Source organism: Glaciimonas sp. Gout2 (assembly GCF_035018905.1).
GTDB lineage: Bacteria > Pseudomonadota > Gammaproteobacteria > Burkholderiales > Burkholderiaceae_D > Glaciimonas.
In genome coordinates this window covers 1-21,579 of record NZ_JASJXA010000037.1, presented here as the reverse complement: position 1 = coordinate 21,579, position 21,579 = coordinate 1, and the positions used below count along the sequence as shown (strand labels likewise).

Below are 21,579 nucleotides of genomic sequence, written 5' to 3'. Positions count from 1 at the left end.
TATGACTGAACCGCAATCCACTCCCCACTCACACCAGCCCGCTGGCCCTACAGCTGGTCCACAAATTAACGCGTCGTCTTCGCCGCCGCATACTTCCGTGTTGCAGCCATACGCATTGAATAATGGCAAAAGTGCTAATAAGCAGTTACGCACGGTCTATGTTCTCGTGCTGATACTTGCAGTCTTGCTGGCCGCGCAATGGTGGAGTTCTCACAACGAAAATGTGAAGTTGCGCACTGAGATGGCGCGACGTTTGCAAGTGGGCGATAGTAGTAATAACGACACTAAAGTTGTAGTTAAATCGGTTCAGGACGGGACTAAAGAGCTTCAGGCGAAAGTTGCTGTGTTGGAAAACAAGCAAGTTGAGTCTCAAAGTCAGCAGCTTGCGTTGGCGCAGTTATATCAGGATCTTTCAAAAAATGGCGATGATTGGGCGTTATCTGAAGTCGAGGATGTTTTGTCTACCGCCAGCCAGCAATTGCAATTAGCGGGTAACGTGTCGGGGGCATTGATCGCCTTGGAAAATGCCGATAAGAATTTGGCGCGATCCGACAAGCCGCAATTCGTCATCATTCGTAGTGCTATTGCGCACGATATCGATAGACTGAAGGCACTACCGACGCTTGATACCACTGGCATTGCAGTGCGCCTGGATAGTTTAATTAGTCAAATAGACAGTCTTCCCTTGTTATCAGACGTGCAACCGGTAGCCGTGGCCAGTCAGCCAATTAACGCGCCAGCCAGTCCACCTATCAATCAGTCCGTCGAGAAGCTGAGCAACAAAGGATCGCATCCGGTAGGATCGAAAGGGTCTAAGGCTAATGATGCTAATTTGGTTGGTAAGACCGCTTTTGATAACACAACATCAATAAATGGTCAGCTTCGCACCAATTGGGGCGACGTAATTAAGCAGACGTGGCAAAGCTGGACTGCCGAAATGTGGGTAGAAATTGGCCAGCTTATACGAGTACGGACGGTCAATTCGCCCGATGCGTTGCTCTTGTCGCCCACGCAAGCATACTACGCACGCGAGAATCTGAAATTACGCTTGCTCAATGCAAGGCTTGGTTTGTTGTCACATAATGAGTCGGCTTTCCGCAGTGATTTGATCGCAGCGCAAGAAACTATCACGAAATATTTTGATACCCGTGCCAAGCAGACGCAGACCGCGCAGGCCCTGTTAAAGCAGATACAAGGTAATAATTTGTCAATCAATATGCCAGCGTTGGACAGTCTGGCTGCGATTCGTACTTACAAAAACAAGCGATAGGTTTATGCGATTTTTTCTTTGGCTCATTGCCCTGTTTGCCGCCGCCATTGGCTTGGCTGTCGCTGCCCGTTATAACGTTGGTAACGTCGCGTTGTTTTATTCGTTTAAGCGCATAGATTTGTCGCTGAATTTTTTCCTGTTATTGCAAGCGTTGTTCTTCATTGCCTTATATATATTGGTCCGCGCCATTCGGACTACACAAAAATTACCAGGAAAAGTGATCTCTTATCGCCGTCAAAAGCGTGAAGAGCGATCCAATAAAGCACTTCGTGACGCTCTTAAGTCTTTGTTTGAGGGACGTTTTGGCCAAGCCGAAAAGGCCGCCACGCGTGCCGCTGAATTGAACGACAATTTGGGCGTTGCAGCGTTGATCGCCGCTCGTGCCGCGCATCGCATGGGACAGTTTGACCGTCGCGATATCTGGCTCTCAAGTATCGAAGACAAAGAAGCGATGAAGACGGCGCGCCTGATGACGACGCTGAACTTGCTGGTGGACGAACATAAGCCGCAAGCCGCGCTGGTCGCGGTGAGTGAGCTTAATGCGAGCGGCATTCGCCATATTCAAGCTTTGCGTCTGGCATTAAAAGCAAACCAGCAAGCCAAGAACTGGCCTGAAGTCCTACGCCTGGTGAAAACACTCGATAAGCATGATGCATTGAATCCCGTGCTGTCGAGTCGGCTGCGTGAGTTGGCATATGACGATTTGTTGAAGGATGCTTCGCATGATGCGGAGTCACTTCAACGTCTATGGTTGACGATTCCGGCAGAGGATCGTGTCAAGCCGTCCCTTGTCATTCGCGCCGCTAGCGCCTTTACGCAGCGCGAAATGCAGGATGAAGCGCGGAATATGATCGAGAAGTCTTTGATGGTTGAGTGGGATGTGCGATTGATGCGCGTATACCGTGACTCGGTCGCGGGCGAAGGGACACCGGCGCTGCGGACGCAAATTGAACGATGTGAGGCTTGGACGGCTATAGAGCCGCAGGACCCTGAATTAGCCCTGACGCTTGGCACCTTTTGCCTTAAACAAAAGTTGTGGGGCAAGGCGCAGCGCCATTTACAGCAGGCGTTATCGAATGCCACTGAACCACGTACCGTGCGCGAAGCGCACCTTAAACTGGCGCAATTGCACGAGGGTTTGGAAAACGCTGAAAAGGCAGCAGAGCATTATCGACAATGTGCGTTAGCAACGATGATGTAGTTTGTAGGTTTTATGTACACATTAGCCACACTCTGTTGCCATTTTTAAACCGGACCAAAAATCATCTTGCTAGCAAGTCGGATGATAAATTCTGAATTTTCAATCCTGAATCAATCCTGAATCAATCCGGAATCGAAATCCTCCATAAATTATTAAATATTAAATTATTAAATTAATAATTTATGGAGAAATTTTAGATATTAATCTCTTCCAGATTCTATCCAAAAAAATGAATATATTTCTTTGACCATCAGGTCAAAGTTTTATTTATTCTTGGTTTCACCCTTTGTGCCCGTTAAATCGCTTGTTTTGCGGCTTATTTCTTGCATCCCATAAAAACGCATCACACCGCACTGTGTTCGTTCGCCTATACTTAGTGCTTGTTTATATTATGGAAGAGATGCATTGAATAACTTGTTATTAGTCATTGCCGCGCTATTTTTGGTTGCGCTCAATGGCTTTTTTGTTGCCGCCGAGTTTAGTTTAGTTAAATTGCGTCAAACGCGGATTCGGGCAATTGCCAAAACACACGGGACACGCGGACGCATTTTATCGACGGTGCACCGCCAGCTAGACGCTTATTTATCTGCTTGTCAGCTAGGCATTACATTGGCCTCGCTTGGTTTAGGTTGGATTGGTGAACCGGCTTTTGCCGGATTGTTGGAACCCGTTTTTGGCTGGATTGGCATTGCATCTCCCGAGATTATTCACGGCGCTTCCTTTATCTTCGCATTTTTTGTTATTTCATTCCTACATATCGTGGTCGGTGAACTTATGCCAAAGACCATGGCCATTCGTAATCCTGAAGTAGTGGGCATGTGGAGTGCGTTGCCACTATATGGTTTCTACTGGATGATGTATCCGGCAATCTGGTTGTTGAACGCCAGCGCCAACGGACTACTAAAATTATTTGGCTTAGCGCAAGGCCACGGCCATGATACGCAATACTCTGCCGATGAGTTGAAATTGATTTTACGGAGCAGCCGCTCCAGCGAAAGGTTCACGCCGGATGAGTGGAATGTGCTTGCGCAAACATTGGATTTCAGTGAACTCGAAGTATCGGATCTGATGCGGCCAATTAATGAGGTTGCGGCACTACATGCCAATTTAAGCCTCCACGAAAATTTGCAAATTATTTATCGCCATCGCTTTAGTCGTTATCCTTATTTTGACGATGATGGGGTGACCGTTCTTGGTGTTGTGCATATGAAGGATCTTTTCTTCGCGCAGCAAGAAGGGAAGTCGATAGAAAGCTTGAAAGAGTATTTGCGTCCGGTCCAGTATATTTCCTCTCGCATGTCTGCTTTAGCCTTATTTCGCCTCGTACGCAGTGGCGCGCCGCACTTTGCCATCATCGGCAAAAAAGGCTTGGTACCGCGTGGTTTTATTACACTTGATAACCTGTTGGGTGCATTGGTGGGTGAAATTCGCGACGAGTTCCGTCTTAACGACAATGATTGGACGCGTCTTGAGGATGGTACGTTGGTGGGTAAAGGTAGTTTGCCGATCTTCTCACTGGAGCGAATTTTGGGTGGCGATATCGAAGAGATCGACGACGTTGACTCGGTGGGCGGATTGATTATGGCCAAGTTGGGTAATCTGCCGCAAGAGGGGCAGAAAGTCGCGTTCGATGGTTTTGATATTGTCGTCAAAAAGATGAACGGGCCACGTATCGTGCTGGTGAAAGTATATCCGGCAACCGTGCAGTAATTTCAAACGCTAAAGGGCGAGGGACGAGAGCGCGCGTCCCTGCAGAAACTTTCTCGATGGCCAGCCAGCGCCACAGCCATCTAAATACTTCAATTTTCCTTTTTTAACGCTCTCCTGCTCGCTTTCATCGCGGCTAAGTGATTTCCACATATCTCTGCAAATAGCTTGAACGATACTGTCTGGTTCAGCTAAAGTTGCGGACTTCCTAATTTTTATGGCTTTTACTGTCACAAGCAACTTTGCTTGCTCGTGATTAACGAGTGCAGTACCAAAAATTGGAAAAGGGTATTAGGGAAGAATATTGTTGCGTGGCTGTCGTTGACTTATGGCCGATATGTGGTGCAGAGTTAACAAAGATTGCCGCAGGCAGAAAAAATCTAAGCACAATATGTGTAAATGGAGAGATAAAATGGCAAAAAAGCCGCTGTATAAATCACTGTACGTCCAGGTATTAACCGCCATCGTCATTGGTGTATTGGTGGGACACTTTTACCCGGAAACCGGGGCTTCAATGAAGCCGTTGGGCGACGGCTTTATCAAACTGATCAAGATGATCATCGCACCGGTTATTTTCTGTACCGTAGTGATTGGTATTGCCGGTATGGAAGACATGAAAAAAGTCGGCAAAACCGGCGGGATGGCTTTACTCTATTTTGAGATCATGAGCACGCTGGCCTTGGTCATCGGTTTGATTATGATCAATATTTTTCAGCCGGGTGCAGGGATGCATATTGACGTCACCGCGCTGGATACCAAAAGCCTCGCCGCCTACACAGCGCCTGGCAAAATGGAGTCCACCAGCGACTTTTTCTTCCACATTATTCCTAGCACTTTTGTCGATGCTTTTGCGCAAGGCAACATTTTGCAGGTGCTATTGATATCGGTACTTTTTGGTTTTGCACTGCATCGTTTTGGCGGTCGTGGCACGCTGATTTTTGATTTGATCGAAAAACTGTCACATGTCTTATTCGGCATTGTGGGCCTGATCATGAAAGTGGCTCCAATCGGTGCTTTTGGTGCGATGGCATTCACTATTGGTAAATACGGTATCGGTTCACTGTTGTCACTGGGAAAACTGATGGGGTTGTTTTACGCAACTTGTCTCATCTTTGTTTTCGTTGTACTTGGCACCGTTGCCAGATTGCATGGTTTTAGTATTTGGAAGTTTGTTAAATACATCAAGGAAGAGTTATTAATCGTCTTGGGCACATCATCATCAGAGACGGTGTTGCCGCGCTTGATGGCGAAGATGGAAAACCTTGGTGCCAAGCAATCGGTGGTTGGTCTGGTGATCCCAACAGGCTACTCTTTTAATTTGGACGGTACGTCGATTTACCTGACCATGGCAGCCATATTCATTGCGCAGGCGACGGACACACCGTTGACGATTTGGCATCAAATTACCTTGCTGCTGGTGTTGTTATTGACGTCTAAAGGTGCAGCTGGCGTGACGGGTAGTGGCTTCATTGTGCTGGCAGCAACATTGACCGCGGTTGGTCATGTGCCGGTCGCAGGATTAGCGCTGATCCTGGGAATCGACCGCTTTATGTCCGAAGCACGGGCTTTGACCAATACTGTTGGTAACGGTATTGCGACGATTGTGGTCGCAAAATGGTCGGGCGATTTGGATGAAGTACGGTTGCATCAACAATTGGATGGTAAGGTCGATCCGGAGCAGGAACTTGAGTACCAGAATGCTAAATTGGCGGCTGCCGATAACAAAGGGGCTTACAAAGCTTGAGATGTCTAGACGTAAAACGGGATACGGCATTTGCCGTTATCTCGTGAGACAAATAAAAAAACGGTCCAATGGACCGTTTTTTTTACATCTGAATAAACCTTCACTTTCAGATCAGGATAGTTTCACCGCATGTTCGCGCGTTTCGTGGAATGTAATTTGCGGCCAACGCTCTTGCGCCAGACGCAGGTTAACGCCCGAACTCGCCAGATAAGCCAGATTGCCGGCGGCATCGTGAGCAAGGTAGTTTCCGGCAGATGATCTTTCAAAATCCGCCAACATCTTCTTATCGGCGCAGCTAATCCAGCGGGCGCTGCTAATGCTGGTGCCTTCAAACACGGCATCGACGCCGTATTCATTCATCAAGCGACTGGCAACCACTTCAAATTGCAGTACACCCACGCCGCCAAGCACCAGATCGCTGCTGGAAACCGGTTTGAAAACCTGAATCGCACCTTCTTCGCCTAGCTGTTGCAAACCTTTGTGCAGTTGCTTGATTTTCAGTGGATTACGAATCCGTACTGAGCGGAAAAAATCTGGCGCAAAGTAGGGGATTCCAGTGAACTGCAACAGTTCGCCTTCTGAGAAACTATCGCCAATCTGCATATTGCCGTGGTTCGGTAAGCCGATGATGTCGCCAGCGAATGCTTCTTCAACTTGTTCACGGCTCGACGCCATGAAGGTCACGACGTTCGAGACCTTGATTTCTCGATTAAGGCGCAGATGCTTGATTTTCATGCCACGTTCGAAGTGGCCAGAACAGACCCGCAGGAAGGCAATCCGGTCACGATGCGCCGGATCCATATTGGCCTGAATCTTAAATACGAAGCCGGAGAATGGTTTCTCTGTCGGTGCGACAGTGCGGATAGTGGCATCGCGTGCGCCGGGCGGCTGAGCCCAGTCGATCAATGCATTAAGAATTTCGCGGATACCGAAGTTGTTAATCGCAGAGCCGAAAAACACCGGCGTCTGAATACCCGCTAAAAACGCTTCTTTATCGAAAGGATGGGATGCGCCATGCACCAGTTCGACTTCCATCCGCAATTGTTCAATCTCACGCGGGAACATCTCATCGAGACGTGGATTGTCGATGCCTTTGATGACTTCGAAAGTCTGATCGGCTTTTTCACTCCCTGGCGCAAACAATAAGATTTCGTCCCGCAGCAGGTGATATACGCCGCGGAATGATTTACCCATACCAATTGGCCATGTCACCGGCGCGCACTGGATTTTTAATACTGTTTCCAGTTCATCGAGCAACTCTAGCGGATCGCGGGTTTCGCGATCCATCTTGTTCATCAATGTGATGATCGGTGTGTTGCGCATGCGGCAAACGTTGAGCAGCTTGATGGTTTGTGTTTCGACACCTTTGGCGGCATCGATCACCATCAATGCAGAGTCTACGGCAGTCAGCACGCGATAAGTATCTTCCGAGAAGTCCTGGTGACCGGGCGTATCGAGCAAATTGACCACGTGGTCACGGTATTCGAATTGCATAACCGAGCTGGCGACAGAAATGCCGCGCTGCTTTTCAATTTCCATCCAGTCAGAGGTGGCGTGGCGTCCGCTCTTGCGGCCCTTGACGGTACCGGCTAACTGAATCGCGCCTGAAAACAGCAACAGTTTTTCGGTCAGCGTGGTTTTACCGGCATCAGGATGGGAAATAATACCAAAAGTGCGGCGGCGTCCAACTTCGCTGGCGATTTGTTCGAGCGAAACGTTATTTGCGGAAACTTCGGCAGAATCGCTGATTTGCTCGCTGGCGTGATCAATCCCCTGAGCGATGGCTTGATCGACTGACGGTTGCGCGGAAATGGGTTCTTGCATGATGCGTGCTTCAAACGACTACGGTCGCTTGCCTTGATAGATTTCAGAAAACGGGAAAATGCGCGTGGGCTGCTGCAGCGGATGCTGCAATTGGGCATTACCGGGAACTCGCGATTATAACGTATCGGGAGCCTGTCGGACTGACGAGAATCGGTGCACGTATGATCTGGGGTATCCTTATTTATCCCGGTGCTCCACCAATAACAGTATGCACGCCGCGAATACAAGGAGACATTACAATAATCGTCGACCTCGCTCAGCCTGACGTTTGCATCGGATTGGTTGGTACTTCAGGGCGGTAATACTGCAATATGCCTGGAAGATTTTTACCTTCTCGTCATTCTAACCAAACCATATCACGTGATTCACCCATCAGGTAGGCGCGGTTAGGTTCCATCACGTCGCGCAGATAGCTCCACAGAGCGGCGACGCGGGCTACATTGCGGGTTTCGGCCGCTGCGACCAGCCAAAACGTGCGCTGTATGTCAACTTGGCCGTCGAGTACCGGTACCAGATCATTGCTTTGCTGGGCCAGAAAACAAGGCAGGATCGCCAGGCCTTGGCCGCGGCATGCCGCCGTATATTGCGCGATTACGCTGGTACTGCGAAAAGCGCGAAATGCAGAGGGCGCGACGTTTTCTTTATAGCGTAACTCTTCCGAAAAAACCAAATCATCCACGTAGCCAATGAAAGGATGGCTTACCAGATCGTCTGTTGTGCGGATAGTGGGGTGGTTAGCCAGATATGCCGGAGTTGCGTATACCTTGAGCACGTAATCGGTGAGCTTGGTCATGACATAATTACCACTTTGCGGCCGCTCAAGGGTGACGCCGATATCCGCCTCTCGTTTAGATAAATTAACAAAGCGTGGCACCGGTAGCAAATCAACACTGATATGCGGGTGGCGGGCGCAAAAATGCGCCAGATGCGGTGCCAGCACAAAAGTGCCAAAACCCTCGGTGGCACCCAATCGGACTTGTCCCGACAGCAATCTATTGTGTCCACTCAACTCTTCTGCCGCCGCATACACCGTGCTTTCTACCTGCTCTGCGTATTCGATCAGGCGATGACCTTCGGCGGTCAAGGTATAGCCTTGATTATTGCGCTCAAATAGCTGGCTACCAACTTGTTCTTCAAAGCGCCGCATTCGTCGCGATACGGTCGAATGGTCTACACCCAGTTTTTTTGCTGCGTCAACCAAGCCCTGACTGCGTGTCAGCTCCAGAAATACGCGCAGGTTGTCCCAATCTAGTGCCGCCATCGTTGTATTTTCTTAAATATACTTGCTTTGCAAAAATGCAAAGCCATTGTGAATTATTTTCTATTGTCCCAATAATAATGCACATGCAGAATGTGTCGACACAATATCGAAGGATTTATTCAAGATTGTCCCGGCCAGTCATACCGACGAAGACTTTATGAGAGTGTAAAGCTACGAAGTGTTGGGCTGCTTAAACATTTTGCGTAAATCTTATATCAATAAAATTAGGGGACAACCATTATCTCAAGGCAACAGCTGCTACAAAATCCCACGACGCGAATGTTGTTTCCAAAAAAATGCGTGAAATTCCGATCAATGATGCGGTGATGCGCAACGCCTCAATTCGCCCTGATGGCAGGGTGATTCACGATGTGTATTTGTATCAGGTCAAAACGCTAGCCGAGTCGAAAGGACCTTGGGACTATTTGAAGTTGTTATCGACTATTCCGGCAGATCCGGCATTTAACCCAATGGATGCCTCTTGCTCGCTGGTGAAATAAAGAAGTGAACGCAGCGTGATGCCTGAGTTTAATTAGCATTCTTGCTTTCGTTATTAAGTTTATCTCTCGATTTAATGTGAATTATTTCTGCACGCCTAATTTTTATTATTTATTTGAAGGAAGTTAATCATGTCTGACACAAGTATCCCTAACGTGCCGCTGTACATCAACGGCAAAGCAGTTCAGTCCACCAGCACAGAGTGGCGTGATGTCGTCAATCCGGCCACGCAAGAAGTCGTCGCCCGTGTTCCGTTTGCGACCAAGGCCGAAGTCGATGAGGCGGTTGCTACCGCCAAACAAGCCTTCCGCACTTGGCGCAATACGTCGCTTAGTCAGCGTATGCGCATCATGTTGAAGTTTCAGCAGCTATTGCGTGAAAACATTGCACCGCTCGCTGAATTAATTACGCGTGAACATGGGAAAACTTTACCAGACGCAGAGGGCGAAATCATGCGCGGCCTGGAAGTGGTCGAGCACGCTTGCTCCATTACTTCGTTGCAACTCGGCGAATTGGCAGAAAATGCGGCGACAGGCGTCGATGTTTATACAATCCATCAACCAATTGGGGTCGGTGCAGGAATCACGGCATTTAACTTTCCAGTTATGTTGCCGTGTTTTATGTTTCCGGTCGCAGTTGCGTGTGGCAATACTTTCGTATTGAAACCCTCCGAGCAAGATCCATCTTCGTCGCTGTTTTTAGTTGAATTGGCGCAAAAAGCCGGTTTGCCACCGGGTGTATTGAACGTCGTCCATGGCGGTCCTGATGTCGCCAATATGTTGTGCGATCACCCTGATATTAAAGCGGTGTCGTTCATCGGCTCCACCAATGTCGGTACCCATATTTATCGCCGCGCCAGCGAGTCCGGCAAGCGTGCGCAATGCATGATGGGTGCGAAGAATCATTGCATCGTGCTGCCGGATGCGAATAAAGATCAAGCGATCAATAATTTGCTGGGCGCTGCGTTTGGTGCTGCTGGTCAACGTTGCATGGCGAATTCGGTGGTTCTTTTGGTTGGTAAGGCAAGAGATTGGTTGCCGGAGATTGTGGCACGCTCCCGCACCTTGAAAATCGGTCCGGGCAGTGACCGGACTGCTGATCTCGGACCGATGGTGTCAAAAGCGGCCAAGGCACGCACAGAACGTTTGTTAGGGACCGGCGTAGAGCAAGGCGCAAATCTGTTGTTGGATGGTCGTAATTGCCAAGTCGCTAATTACCCGGATGGCAATTTCGTCGGCCCGACTATATTCTCCGGCGTAAAAGCCGACATGGATATTTACACGCAAGAGATTTTTGGGCCTGCGATGTGCGTAGTCGAAATGGAGACATTGGACGATGCGATTGCGTTTATCAATGCCAATCCTAATGGCAACGGCACTTCAATCTTTACGTCTTCGGGTTGGTCGGCGCGCAAATTCCAAAATGAAATTGATGTCGGTCAGATCGGTATCAATGTCCCGATTCCGGTGCCTGTGGCGTACTTTAGCTTCACTGGTTCACGTGCTTCCAAGCTTGGGGATTTGGGACCAAACGGCAAACAAGCCGTTCAGTTTTGGACCCAGACAAAGACGGTGACGGCACGCTGGTTTGCACCCGACGATGATGGTGGTCAGATCAATACCACGATCTCAATGAAATAAGCTTGCACGCACATCATTAGCGAAGGCAGCGTGCTGTCTCCTGATCGACCATTTGGATTCTTCTGGTCGACAGGTTTTGATCAGCCGTTTGCCAGAGCAATATCGCGGGCTAAATACGACGCTAAAGTTATTTAGGTGTTCTGCTAAATGTAGAGTTCAGTAGTTAAGGAGATGGAATATGAATAGCGATGTAGTCTTTATCGGTCTTGGCAATATGGGTTTGCCAATGGCGCTGAATTTGGTGCGTGCCGGGATGCGTGTTAGCGGCCATGATTTGGTACCCACCAGTGTTGAAAAATTTATCGCCGGTGGTGGCAACAACAATCCGGATTTGGTTTCTGCAATCAAGGTCGCCAAGACGATTATTACCATGCTGCCGGCCAGTCGCCATGTTGAATCTGCGTACTTTGGCGATAATGGTATTTTGGCGCAGGCAAAGCCTGGGACGCTGCTCATTGACTGCTCGACTATTGCGCCGGATAGCGCTCGCAAGGTAGCCGCGGCCGCGAGCGAAAAGGGCTTCACAATGGTCGATGCGCCAGTATCTGGGGGCACGGGCGGGGCGGTTGCGGGGACGTTGACGTTTATGGTCGGCGGCTCTGAGGACGGATTTAACGTCGCCAAACCAATGTTTGAGATCATGGGAAAAGCCATCTTTCATGCTGGCGAAAGCGGGGCTGGTCAGACCGTTAAGATGTGCAACAACATGCTGCTGGGGATATTGATGATCGGCACCTCCGAAGCGATACGTTTGGGTATGGCGAACGGTATGGACCCCAACGTATTATCGGAAGTCATGTCAAAAAGTTCGGGCCGTAATTGGGCGCTCGAGGTATACAATCCCTGTCCGGGCGTGATGGAAAATGCCCCCGCATCTAAAGAATATAGTGGTGGTTTCGGTGTCGATCTGATGTTGAAGGATTTGGGCCTCGCGACCGAAAATGCATTGTCAACCAGCAGCAGCATTCCACTGGGATCGTTAGCGCGAAATCTTTACGACATTCACAGCAAGAGCGGAGCGGGCGGTTTAGATTTTTCGAGCATTTTCAATATGTTTGCCAAGGCGAAATAAGGACAGGGTTCGCCCAATCCGATCGCGCGCTTGCATTCTTTTGTGATGGGTGATGGCGATAAGGATGCAGGCCGATCGCTTGTAAAGCGATATCGATTTACTCGCGTTGATCACATTGGACTTCGCATAGTGCTAACAAAAAAATGCCCCGACAGTCGTTGAGACTTCGGGGCATTTTATCTACGTTAATACCGCTTTTTAACAGCCTACATAAAGACTCTTAGATGGCTAAGCGGTATTTGCATTAATTGACAGTAGCTGACATTAGTTACGAACAACTTTTTTGTATTCGTTGGTGCGCGTATCGATTTCGATCATGTCTTCCTGGCTCACGAACAGTGGCACTTGAACGGTGTGACGATGCGCTTCGACAGCATTTTCAATCTTGGCTTCTTTCAGGACGTTGCCCGAAGTATTGCCTTTAATTGCTGGCTCTGAGTACACAACTTGACGCACGATTGTGGTTGGCAGTTCGACTGAAATTGCTTTGCCATCGTAAAACACAGCTTCGCATTCCATGCCGTCTTTTAGGTAGTGCAAAGCATCGCCCAAGTTCTCGCCTTCAATTTCATATTGCTCATAGTCAGCGTCCATGAATACATACAAAGGATCGGCGAAATATGAATACGTCACTGCTTTTTTATCTAGCACAACGACATCAAACTTATCGTCGCCGCGCATGACGTTTTCTTGTGGGCTATTTGTCAAAAGATTCTTCATCTTCCACTTATAGGTAAAGCCCGTACGGCTCGAACCGTTGACATCAGAGCGCAAAATGATCATTGGCTTACTGTCAACCATAATGATGTTGCCAACGCGAATTTCTTTTGCAGGTTTCATAGCGAATAGTCGTAAAAAAGGTGGTTACTGAAGAATCATCTGTAGATCACTGGCAAAGAGCCGCGTGCCCACGTTTGATTGAATGTTGAAATGCGTTAAAAATTAGCCCTACATTTTAACCTAATTTCCAGCCTCTATTACCGAACTGTTTCGGCAAACTTGAGTAAATTAGAGGTGAAGTCACCATTTTTCATCATTTGAGACTCCCAATCCATAGACAACATGGCAATTTTTTCCAGGTCCGCTGCGAATAGAAGCCAACTCTCGGGCAAATGCGACGTCCAGTTACGGTTGTCATTGGTGGCACCGTTCCAGCCCAGACAGAAAGCTGTTGAAATCTCCGTTTCGGCTGTATGGCATTGCAGAAATGCCTTCAATTTAACGTGGTGTAAATCTTTGTCTTGTGGATAGATTTGCCAGATAAACGGTTTTCCCGCCCATTGGGCACGGACGAATGAGTCCTCGCCGCGCACAAAATTCAGATCACAGGCCCATAACAGTTTGTCGTAATCTGGTTGCGGCATGAAGGGCAGCACCTGCACGGTTAAACCGGCGCGGGTCGTAGTGGCACCCGCAATTGCATCCCGTCCAAGAAATGCCTGCACGGCATCCACCGCGACGCCTTCTGGTATCAGGCAAGTAACCGCAGTATTACCATTTTTCCAGCTATCAAACAACGCCGAAACGGGGGCATTCGGATAGCAGAATAGCGAGACTTTGAGAGATGCCATCTCCGCCGGTGTTACGCCAAATCGGGCAAGAAAAGCCGACATTGCGGCAGGATCATGTTGAAAGGCATGGCGTTGTTGTTGTAGTTCTGACTCGCGCAGTAAACCGCCAGTTTTATCCGTAAATCCAGGAAAGAAAAAATACTTGGTCAATGATTGCGATGGCAGCGACGATAGCTTATGACAGCCTTCTACCCAGGTTTCTGCGCTGAGACCTTCCAGATTAAGCCAGACAGGTTTAGGCGAACGCTGCGCCATCGCTACAATGTAGGTCGGCGGTATGTCACAGGCAAAAAATTCAATGACTATATCGGCAACATCTTCCGACGTAAACGGCGCACTTTGATCGCGCCAATGGCGCACCGTTACGTTCGCAATCTGCTGCGTCTCTCTTTCCACACTGACCTCAGGACAAATCTGCTGAAAACTCCGCAAGTCATCCACCCATAAAGTGACGGCGATGTCATGCTCGCGCTCTAACTGCCTGGCCAAACGCCAGCAAATACCGATGTCGCCAAAGTTATCAACGACTTTACAGAACAGTGCCAGCGATGTTGGTTGTGTTTTTATTTGATGCATTTTTAATGATTTACGATATAGATTAATTGATTTTTTTCGCTGAACGGTTTTCACTGCGGGGCGAACGATCTTGGGAGCAGATAGCAAGTTGCTACAAGCAGGGCAAAAGTAATCGGGAATAGCCGCACAGCCGCCACCGCGGCATATTCTCAATCGTCATAACAGCTCGACATTTAGCAAATTCAAATAACAACTTTCGCGTGTCGTGTTAACAAAGTCCGCCAAATAAGGCTTTTCCGACGCTTCCGGCAGACAAGCGGCATAGAGTTTGCCAATCAACCCCGCGGGTGTAATGCGTTTGGATAAAACATAGTCGCGGTTCAAATAATTTTGTGCCGCCCAGATCGGCAGGGTAGCGATTCCACGTCGACTTGCCACTAGTTGCAGCATGGCGACGGTCAGTTCAGTCGTGCGGCGAGCCGTATTAATACCAGCAGGTTTAAGGACCTGGCGCACCACGTCGAGCATGTCGTCGGGAACCGGATAGGTGATCAAGGTATCACTGGCAAAATCTTCCGCCACCAGAAAATCGTGTGCGGCCAACGGATGATCGTGCGCCACCAGCGCCACGATTTCAAAACTGAATAACGGATGATAATCGACTTTCTCGTCCAGATCGATTTCTGCCACGATAGCGACATCAGCTTTATGTTCGTACAACAAACCGACCGGATCAGCCTGAAAGCCAGATACGATATCCAGTTCGACCTCGGGCCAACGCTTGCGAAAAATATCCATCGCCGGCATCAGCCAGTCAAAACAGGTGTGACACTCAACCGCTATCCGTAATTGTCCAGCGACACCTTGTGCCATCCGGACCAGATCGCGCTCGCTTTCGGCGACCTGCGGCAATACCGTATCCGCTAGTTTTAGTAGTCTTTCGCCCGCTGGCGTAAATCGGACTGGAATCGATTTACGCTCGAACAAACTGGTGCCGTGGTGATCTTCAAGTTGCTTAATCTGATGAGATAACGCGGATTGGGTGACATTCAGCAGCGTAGCAGCGCGCAGCAGATTGCCAGCCTCTCGCAAGGCGTTCAGGGTCTTTAAATGACGTAGTTCCAGAATAGATTGCATTGACGAAGTGTCCTCGTGATCTGTGTAGCTTTGGCAGTCTTGATTTTGACTATGAGTAAAATTCAAGTTGATTCTTAATATTTGTCGTTTGAATCATACGGCAAGTTACCTCAAACTACCAGCCATCGCATTCCAGCGCACCCACGCATCGTTTTTAAGGAAATATAATGGCACTAGCACACGTTTTGGGATTTCCCCGTATTGGCGCTCAACGTGAGTTGAAATTTGCACAGGAATCGTTCTGGCAAGGAACGACCGACGAGACTGCGTTGCGTGAGACCGGGGCATCACTACGCGCCCGTCATTGGAGGTCGCAAGCCGATGCCGGGCTGGATTTCGTCACCGTCGGAGATTTCGCATGGTACGACCAGGTCTTGGGTACTTTGGCATTGCTGGGTGCGATTCCCAAGCGCTTCGGGTTTGATCCAAAGCAATTGAAATTGGCCGAATATTTTACTTTGGCAAGAGGCGACAAGCAGCATTTTGCAATGGAGATGACCAAATGGTTCGATACCAACTATCACTATCTCGTGCCAGAGTGGAGTGCCGATAGCCAGTTTGACGGTGGCGTTAACTGGTTATTTGATGAGATTGCTGAAGCGCAAGCGCTCGGTTACCGCGTCAAAGTCGCGTTAGTCGGACCGCTGACGCTTTTGCATGTGGGGAAGGTGAAGTCTGACCGCAAGGTTGATGCTGAGCGCGATAATAAGCTGGACTTGTTACCCAGCGTCCTCGCCGGCTATAAAAAATTGCTCAGTCGGTTGCAGGTATCCGGCGTGGAAGTCGTTCAGATTGACGAGCCGATTCTGGCGTTGGAACTCGATAGCACCTGGATTCAGGCTTTCTCTCCGGCATACGCGGCGCTGGAACCGGATGCGCCACCATTATTGTTGACCACCTATTTCGGTGAAGTGCAAGAGCATGCCGCACTGCTGCGCGAGTTGCCCGTAATGGGCGTCCATCTCGATTTGGTACGTGGCGCTGGCCAACTTGATGCCATTACCCACGATTGGCCGGACGGCAAAGTATTGTCACTCGGTGTGGTCGATGGGCGCAATCTATGGCGCTGCGATCTCGATAGCGTATTGACCACACTCAAACCGTTGCAGGCGCAATTGGGCGACCGATTATGGATTGGCTCTAGTTGTTCGTTATTGCACGTTCCCGTTGATCTCAAATGTGAAGATAAACTCGACGTTGAGTTGAAAAGCTGGCTCTCATTTGCGACACAAAAACTATCAGAGATCGTCGCTCTAAAACTGGCCTTGAATACCGATAAGCTTTCAAACTGCACACGCGAAGTCGATGCGCAATTTGTTGCATCAAGGACGGCATTGGCAAGCCGACGGCACTCAACGCGGATTCACAATCCACTCGTGCAGAAGCGTCTGGCAGCACTAACGGAAGGCGATGCGCACCGGACCAGCGCATTTAAAACACGTATCGATAAGCAGCAAGAAAAGTGGAAGCTTCCGCTATTTCCTACAACGACGATTGGCTCTTTTCCTCAAACGCAAGAGATACGCAAGTCGCGCGCGGCGTACAAGCGCGGCGATATTGGTCATCTGGATTACCTTGATCAAATGCGCGATGAAATTCGCCTGGTGGTACAAAAGCAAGAGGAGCTTGGTCTTGATGTGTTGGTACACGGCGAACCGGAACGCAATGACATGGTGGAGTATTTCGGTGAGCAATTGTGGGGTTACGCATTCACGGCCAACGGTTGGGTGCAAAGTTATGGTTCGCGCTGTGTCAAACCACCGGTCATTTACGGTGACGTGTATCGTCCAGAAGCGATGACTGTGGGATGGAGCCAGTTTGCTCAAACACTCACCGACAAGCCTATGAAAGGGATGCTAACCGGCCCCGTGACGATGTTGCAATGGTCGTTTGTACGCGATGATCAACCGCGCGAAACCACCGCGCTACAGATTGCCTTAGCGCTCCGTGACGAAGTGCACGATCTGGAAAAATCCGGTATCGGCATGATTCAGATTGACGAACCAGCGTTCCGCGAAGGCTTACCGCTCAAAGCAACTGAGTGGAAGCATTATCTTGATTGGGCTGTGCGCGCATTTAAGATCAGCGCCGCTGGCGTATCCGACGAAACGCAAATTCATACACACATGTGCTATTCGGAATTCAACGATATCTTGCCGTGGATCGCCGCCATGGATGCGGACGTCATTACAATAGAAACCTCTCGTTCTGATATGGAATTGCTGGATGGATTCGGTGAATTTTCCTATCCAAATGATATCGGTCCCGGCGTCTACGACATCCACTCCCCGCGGGTGGCGCAAGTCTACGAAATGGAACGTTTGCTACGCAAAGCCCGCGGTGTGATTCCTGATCAGCGGCTATGGGTTAATCCTGATTGCGGTTTAAAAACGCGTGGATGGCCGGAGACTTATGCCGCGCTGGAAAACATGGTCACGGCAGCAAGGCGGTTGCGGGCCGAGGTGGAAGCCGAGCGCAAGGCTGCTTAGATTTGATGATTCGGAAAGAATAGAGATAAATCTATGTCTGAAGTTATTTTATGACTAGCGTCTATTTGAAATTTCGTTTTGTGAATGTGCATTACATGGGTTTTTTATGCACAAAAGTGTACAGTAAAGGCGCAGTAAGTCACTGCGAATAATTGCAAAAATCGGAGGTAGCTTTAGTCGCTCGGATAAGCTCTGCTACAACGAGTATTTTTGTGAACAATTGAAGTATTTAAATATCAATAGTTACAGGCTATCGTGGCGACTTATACCACGTTAGTCTGGTAAGGCCTCATCCCCATGCCACCCATTCCATATAAAAAATCAGGCACTATTGAATTTTGGCGCCCTGAACGAACTGCATTAATACAGTGGTTTTTGAGATGCATTTTTAATGTCTCCGGATGTGGAGACGTAAAAATTATGCGACATAGTATTTCAATAAATTACACCAGATTAGTCGGGCAGGATGGCGTTGATTAGTATCGGCATAGAGATGATAAGATTGTCCCTGAAATAGATAATCGCGGATTATTCTTAATTTTGAAAATGGCATACATTTTCAGAAAGTTCTTAGCACTATTGATGATCATTACCGCTTAATATTGCCATAGAGTTTTTCACCTCCACGATTGCAAGATGCGATAAAGATTGCATTAAATCGTCCTCACGTTCGTAGCGGAAGGTCTTCCCCTAATGTCCAGCAGTCGCACTCTCAGCGCATCTAGCAGCGCTATTCCAACACGCCTGAATCAACCTGCGCTGGTGCCGATTAGCCTCTCTGGCACGGAAGGCATGAACGCATTATTCGATTACACCGTCGTGCTGATGACGCCCGAATCCTTGATCCATCTGAGTGAAGATATCGGCAATGTCAATCTCGATGATTTCATTGGTCGCGAGTTAACCATCATGATTGCATTGGATGGCAGCGGTGGATTTATCGACAGTGCGTTTGCTGACAATCTGCTTGGCAACATCGGTGCTGGGACGCGTGAAATCTCCGGCTTGATTACCGCTGCCCGCGTGCTGCGTCAGGAAGGACGCCATGCGCTGTACGAAGTCACCTTGCGCCCATGGTTGCATCTGGCGACGCTGACCACCGACTGCAAGATATTTCAGGATCAAAGCGTGATCAAGATCATCGATCTGCTGTTTGCCGACTACGCGTTTCCAGTCGACAAGCGTCTCATTGAGACTTATCCCAAACGCGACTATCAGACCCAATACAACGAAAGCGACTTTACGTTCTTTAGTCGATTGTGCGAAGAATGGGGAATCAACTATTTCTTCGAGCATGATAACGGCGTCCATCGACTGGTCTTAATCGACAGCATCGGTGCGCATAAAACTGCGCCCAGCAGCGCCTATCACGTGGTGCAGTTTCATACGGAAGGCAAACATATCGATGAAGAGTGTATTCATGCCTTTTCACCCGTACATCAACTTACCTCCGGCCAGTACACCACGCGGGATTATGACTACACAAGGCCCAAGGCCAATCTCACCGCCAACCGCTACGATCCCCGCCCCACTGCGCACAGTGAGCAAGCCGTCTATCAATGGCATGCCGACGCGCATTATAGCCAGCCGAAGGCGGGTTCCGGTTCAGCAAGCACCAACCCGGAAAGCCAGAATGATCCGTTTGCCGAAGGCGATTTCATCGCCCGTTTGCGCATGCAAGCCTTACACAGCGTCGGCCAACGAGCGCAAGGCCAAGGCCATCTACGCGGCATGGTTCCCGGTTGCATCTTTACGCTGGCGCGTCATCCGCAGACCGCCGCCAATGCCGAGTATGTGATCCTATCGACCACACTGAGGATCGACGAAGCCGCGCAAGAAACGCAGCAGATGGACAATGCGCAACGGCAACGGTATCGCGTCCAGGTCGACTTTACGGTGCAACCGACCAGCGAGAACGTACGACCGCAACGGTCCACACCCAAACCATTGACCCACGGTCCCGCCACCGCCATCGTGGTCGGTCCGCAGGGACAAAACATCTGGACCGATACCCTCGGGCGCATCAAGCTCCAGTTTCCATGGGACCGCCTCGGCCAACACAATCATCAGAGCAGTTGCTGGGTCCGCGTCGGCGCACCGTGGGCTGGCAATCAACTCGGCGGCATGCATATTCCGCGCATCGGTCAGGAAGTCATCGTCGACTTTCTCGGTGGTGATCCCGACTTGCCGCTATGTACCGGACGGGTGTACAACCAACTCAATACGCCACCGTGGGCATTGCCGAGTCAAAGCGCGTTATCGGGCTTTCGCTCACGCGAACTGACACCTGATGGTGGCAATGCCGCCAGCGGACGCAGCAACCATCTGGTCATGGATGACACGGCAGGCAAAATCCAGAGCCAGCTTAAAAGCGATCATCAACACAGCCAATTGAGCTTGGGCCACATTACACGCATCGAAGACCACGCCGGTCGCAAGGAAGCACGCGGGCAAGGATTTGAATTGCGCACCGACGGACATGGCGCAATCCGCGCTAAAAACGGTCTGCTGATCAGCACCGAAAGTCGCCCCAATGCCAGTCGTCACATCACCGATCTGGGCGAGACGGCACAGCGCCTGATCGATGCGCACGGCCAACAGAAAAGCCTCGGTGAACTGGCGCAGCAACATGGTGCGCTTGAAGCCGATGAGCACAAAGCGGTCACCACTTCACTCACCGATCAGAACGATGCGATTCAAGGGACCGTTGGCGAGGCCAAAGACGGCAGCTTTCCCGAATTAACCGCACCGCATCTGATACTCGCCAGTCCAGCGGGGATCGCTACCACGACGCCGCAATCGACCCACATTGCCAGCGGTGAACATGTTGCGATCACCAGCGGACAGGATATAAGTTTGTCGGTCGGACAGCGGCTCATCGCGAATGTGAAAAATGGCATCCGGCTATTCACCAGCAAAGGCGGTATTAAGGCCACGTCAGCCGATGGGAATATCGACATTCAGGCGCTTAAACACAGCGTTAATTTACTCGCCAAACTAAATATTACCCTCACCGCGAATCGGATCGCTATTAACGCCAAAGAGGAGGTCGTAATCAATGGCGGTGGCAGTTATACCAAATGGAGCGCCAACGGAATTGAAAGTGGGACGAACGGCGGTTGGGTCGCACATGCCGCCAGTCACGCAAATATGGGCGCAAAGAACGTGACGATACCCATATTGCCAGAGCCGGTAATGGTGAAAGAGCAAATGGTCTTTGATCTTCACACTGTAGCTGGCCTAAAGCTGCTTGCGCCAGAACCTTATGCCCTCTATCGCGATGGCGCCTTGCTCAATCAAGGCGTCACTGATGCATGGGGACGAATCGTGATTGACAACCATACCAAGACTAGTCGCTACGAGGTGGAATGGGCAGACGGTAATCGTTTCACCTTGCCCGTAAGCGCACAGCCGGGCGAAGCACAACACCAGCTGTCGCGAAAAGGCTTGCGCCAATTGGGCAAAACAGATGATGGCCGGGATTCGCAAGTCCGTAATAGCAAGAACTAATAGCAACAGCTAAAGCACAAACTATTTTTTCGATTTACCTGAAAGCCAAAAGACAGGAGTTCCATGCCACCGAATATCAAAGACCTATTTTTTACTGAAACGACCCATGTTGATGAAGTCAACTGTCGGGCTACCATGA

Annotated in this window: 13 protein-coding genes and 1 pseudogene; 9 read left to right on the top strand and 5 right to left on the bottom strand. The window is 49.6% G+C overall.

Features of this window, described 5'->3' with window-relative positions; all coding sequences use genetic code 11:
- The first annotated feature begins 1 nt into the window (after position 1).
- The 4 genes from QN379_RS19105 to QN379_RS19090 all read left to right on the top strand — a co-directional run bounded on the left by QN379_RS19105 (position 2) and on the right by QN379_RS19090 (position 5,922).
- Complete coding sequence (locus QN379_RS19105; RefSeq protein ID WP_322232418.1) at positions 2-1,270, top strand: uroporphyrinogen-III C-methyltransferase; 1,269 nt, start codon at positions 2-4, stop codon at positions 1,268-1,270.
- A gap of 4 nt (positions 1,271-1,274) precedes the next feature.
- A complete protein-coding gene (locus QN379_RS19100; RefSeq protein ID WP_322232417.1) occupies positions 1,275-2,471 on the top strand; it encodes a heme biosynthesis HemY N-terminal domain-containing protein in 1,197 nt (398 codons plus the stop codon).
- 405 nt (positions 2,472-2,876) lie between these two features.
- Positions 2,877-4,181 carry a hemolysin family protein gene (locus tag QN379_RS19095; protein ID WP_322232416.1) on the top strand — a complete coding sequence of 435 codons (1,305 nt, stop codon included), beginning with the start codon at positions 2,877-2,879 and terminating at the stop codon, positions 4,179-4,181.
- A 409-nt stretch (positions 4,182-4,590) separates the two neighbouring features.
- Positions 4,591-5,922 (top strand): dicarboxylate/amino acid:cation symporter, encoded by a 1,332-nt coding sequence (locus QN379_RS19090; protein ID WP_323507320.1) that lies wholly within the window; start codon positions 4,591-4,593, stop codon positions 5,920-5,922.
- Between the two features lie 111 nt (positions 5,923-6,033).
- On the opposite strand, the gene QN379_RS19085 is transcribed toward QN379_RS19090, so the two are convergent.
- Positions 6,034-7,746: a peptide chain release factor 3 gene (locus tag QN379_RS19085; protein ID WP_322232414.1), complete on the bottom strand. Its 1,713-nt coding sequence runs from the start codon at positions 7,744-7,746 to the stop codon at positions 6,034-6,036.
- 337 nt (positions 7,747-8,083) lie between these two features.
- Positions 8,084-9,007, bottom strand: a complete 924-nt coding sequence (locus tag QN379_RS19080; RefSeq protein ID WP_322232413.1) for a LysR family transcriptional regulator — start codon at positions 9,005-9,007, stop codon at positions 8,084-8,086.
- 236 nt (positions 9,008-9,243) lie between these two features.
- Between QN379_RS19080 and QN379_RS19075 the strand changes: the two are divergent.
- The 3 genes and pseudogenes from QN379_RS19075 to mmsB all read left to right on the top strand — a co-directional run.
- Positions 9,244-9,507, top strand: a pseudogene (locus tag QN379_RS19075) (ABC transporter permease); the annotation flags it as partial.
- A gap of 129 nt (positions 9,508-9,636) precedes the next feature.
- Positions 9,637-11,145: a CoA-acylating methylmalonate-semialdehyde dehydrogenase gene (locus QN379_RS19070; protein ID WP_323507319.1), complete on the top strand. Its 1,509-nt coding sequence runs from the start codon at positions 9,637-9,639 to the stop codon at positions 11,143-11,145.
- A gap of 178 nt (positions 11,146-11,323) precedes the next feature.
- Positions 11,324-12,217: a 3-hydroxyisobutyrate dehydrogenase gene (gene mmsB / locus QN379_RS19065; protein ID WP_323507318.1), complete on the top strand. Its 894-nt coding sequence runs from the start codon at positions 11,324-11,326 to the stop codon at positions 12,215-12,217.
- Between the two features lie 264 nt (positions 12,218-12,481).
- Here mmsB and QN379_RS19060 read toward each other — a convergent pair whose 3' ends face one another.
- From QN379_RS19060 to QN379_RS19050, 3 genes are all read right to left on the bottom strand, one after another.
- Positions 12,482-13,057 (bottom strand): elongation factor P, encoded by a 576-nt coding sequence (locus tag QN379_RS19060; protein ID WP_322232410.1) that lies wholly within the window; start codon positions 13,055-13,057, stop codon positions 12,482-12,484.
- A 137-nt stretch (positions 13,058-13,194) separates the two neighbouring features.
- Positions 13,195-14,364, bottom strand: a complete 1,170-nt coding sequence (gene earP / locus QN379_RS19055) for an elongation factor P maturation arginine rhamnosyltransferase EarP (RefSeq protein ID WP_323507317.1) — start codon at positions 14,362-14,364, stop codon at positions 13,195-13,197.
- 156 nt (positions 14,365-14,520) lie between these two features.
- Positions 14,521-15,441 (bottom strand): LysR family transcriptional regulator, encoded by a 921-nt coding sequence (locus QN379_RS19050; protein WP_322232408.1) that lies wholly within the window; start codon positions 15,439-15,441, stop codon positions 14,521-14,523.
- A gap of 167 nt (positions 15,442-15,608) precedes the next feature.
- On the opposite strand from QN379_RS19050, the gene metE reads away from it, so the two are divergent.
- Entirely contained in the window at positions 15,609-17,930 is a 2,322-nt protein-coding gene (gene metE / locus QN379_RS19045; protein ID WP_323507316.1) for a 5-methyltetrahydropteroyltriglutamate--homocysteine S-methyltransferase, read from the top strand.
- A 693-nt stretch (positions 17,931-18,623) separates the two neighbouring features.
- The gene (locus QN379_RS19040) at positions 18,624-21,440 is read left to right on the top strand and encodes a type VI secretion system Vgr family protein (protein WP_323507315.1); all 2,817 of its coding nucleotides are present in this window, start codon (positions 18,624-18,626) and stop codon (positions 21,438-21,440) included.
- The last annotated feature ends 139 nt before the right edge of the window (positions 21,441-21,579 follow it).

Excerpts from the sequence above, each read along its gene's own strand:
- QN379_RS19105 (WP_322232418.1), top strand. The coding sequence starts at position 2 with ATGACTGAACCGCAATCCACTCCCCACTCACACCAGCCCGCTGGCCCT.
- QN379_RS19100 (WP_322232417.1), top strand. The coding sequence starts at position 1,275 with ATGCGATTTTTTCTTTGGCTCATTGCCCTGTTTGCCGCCGCCATTGGC.
- QN379_RS19090 (WP_323507320.1), top strand. The coding sequence starts at position 4,591 with ATGGCAAAAAAGCCGCTGTATAAATCACTGTACGTCCAGGTATTAACC.
- QN379_RS19085 (WP_322232414.1), bottom strand. The coding sequence starts at position 7,746 with ATGCAAGAACCCATTTCCGCGCAACCGTCAGTCGATCAAGCCATCGCT.
- QN379_RS19080 (WP_322232413.1), bottom strand. The coding sequence starts at position 9,007 with ATGGCGGCACTAGATTGGGACAACCTGCGCGTATTTCTGGAGCTGACA.
- QN379_RS19070 (WP_323507319.1), top strand. The coding sequence starts at position 9,637 with ATGTCTGACACAAGTATCCCTAACGTGCCGCTGTACATCAACGGCAAA.
- mmsB (WP_323507318.1), top strand. The coding sequence starts at position 11,324 with ATGAATAGCGATGTAGTCTTTATCGGTCTTGGCAATATGGGTTTGCCA.
- QN379_RS19060 (WP_322232410.1), bottom strand. The coding sequence starts at position 13,057 with ATGAAACCTGCAAAAGAAATTCGCGTTGGCAACATCATTATGGTTGAC.
- earP (WP_323507317.1), bottom strand. The coding sequence starts at position 14,364 with ATGCATCAAATAAAAACACAACCAACATCGCTGGCACTGTTCTGTAAA.
- QN379_RS19050 (WP_322232408.1), bottom strand. The coding sequence starts at position 15,441 with ATGCAATCTATTCTGGAACTACGTCATTTAAAGACCCTGAACGCCTTG.
- metE (WP_323507316.1), top strand. The coding sequence starts at position 15,609 with ATGGCACTAGCACACGTTTTGGGATTTCCCCGTATTGGCGCTCAACGT.
- QN379_RS19040 (WP_323507315.1), top strand. The coding sequence starts at position 18,624 with ATGTCCAGCAGTCGCACTCTCAGCGCATCTAGCAGCGCTATTCCAACA.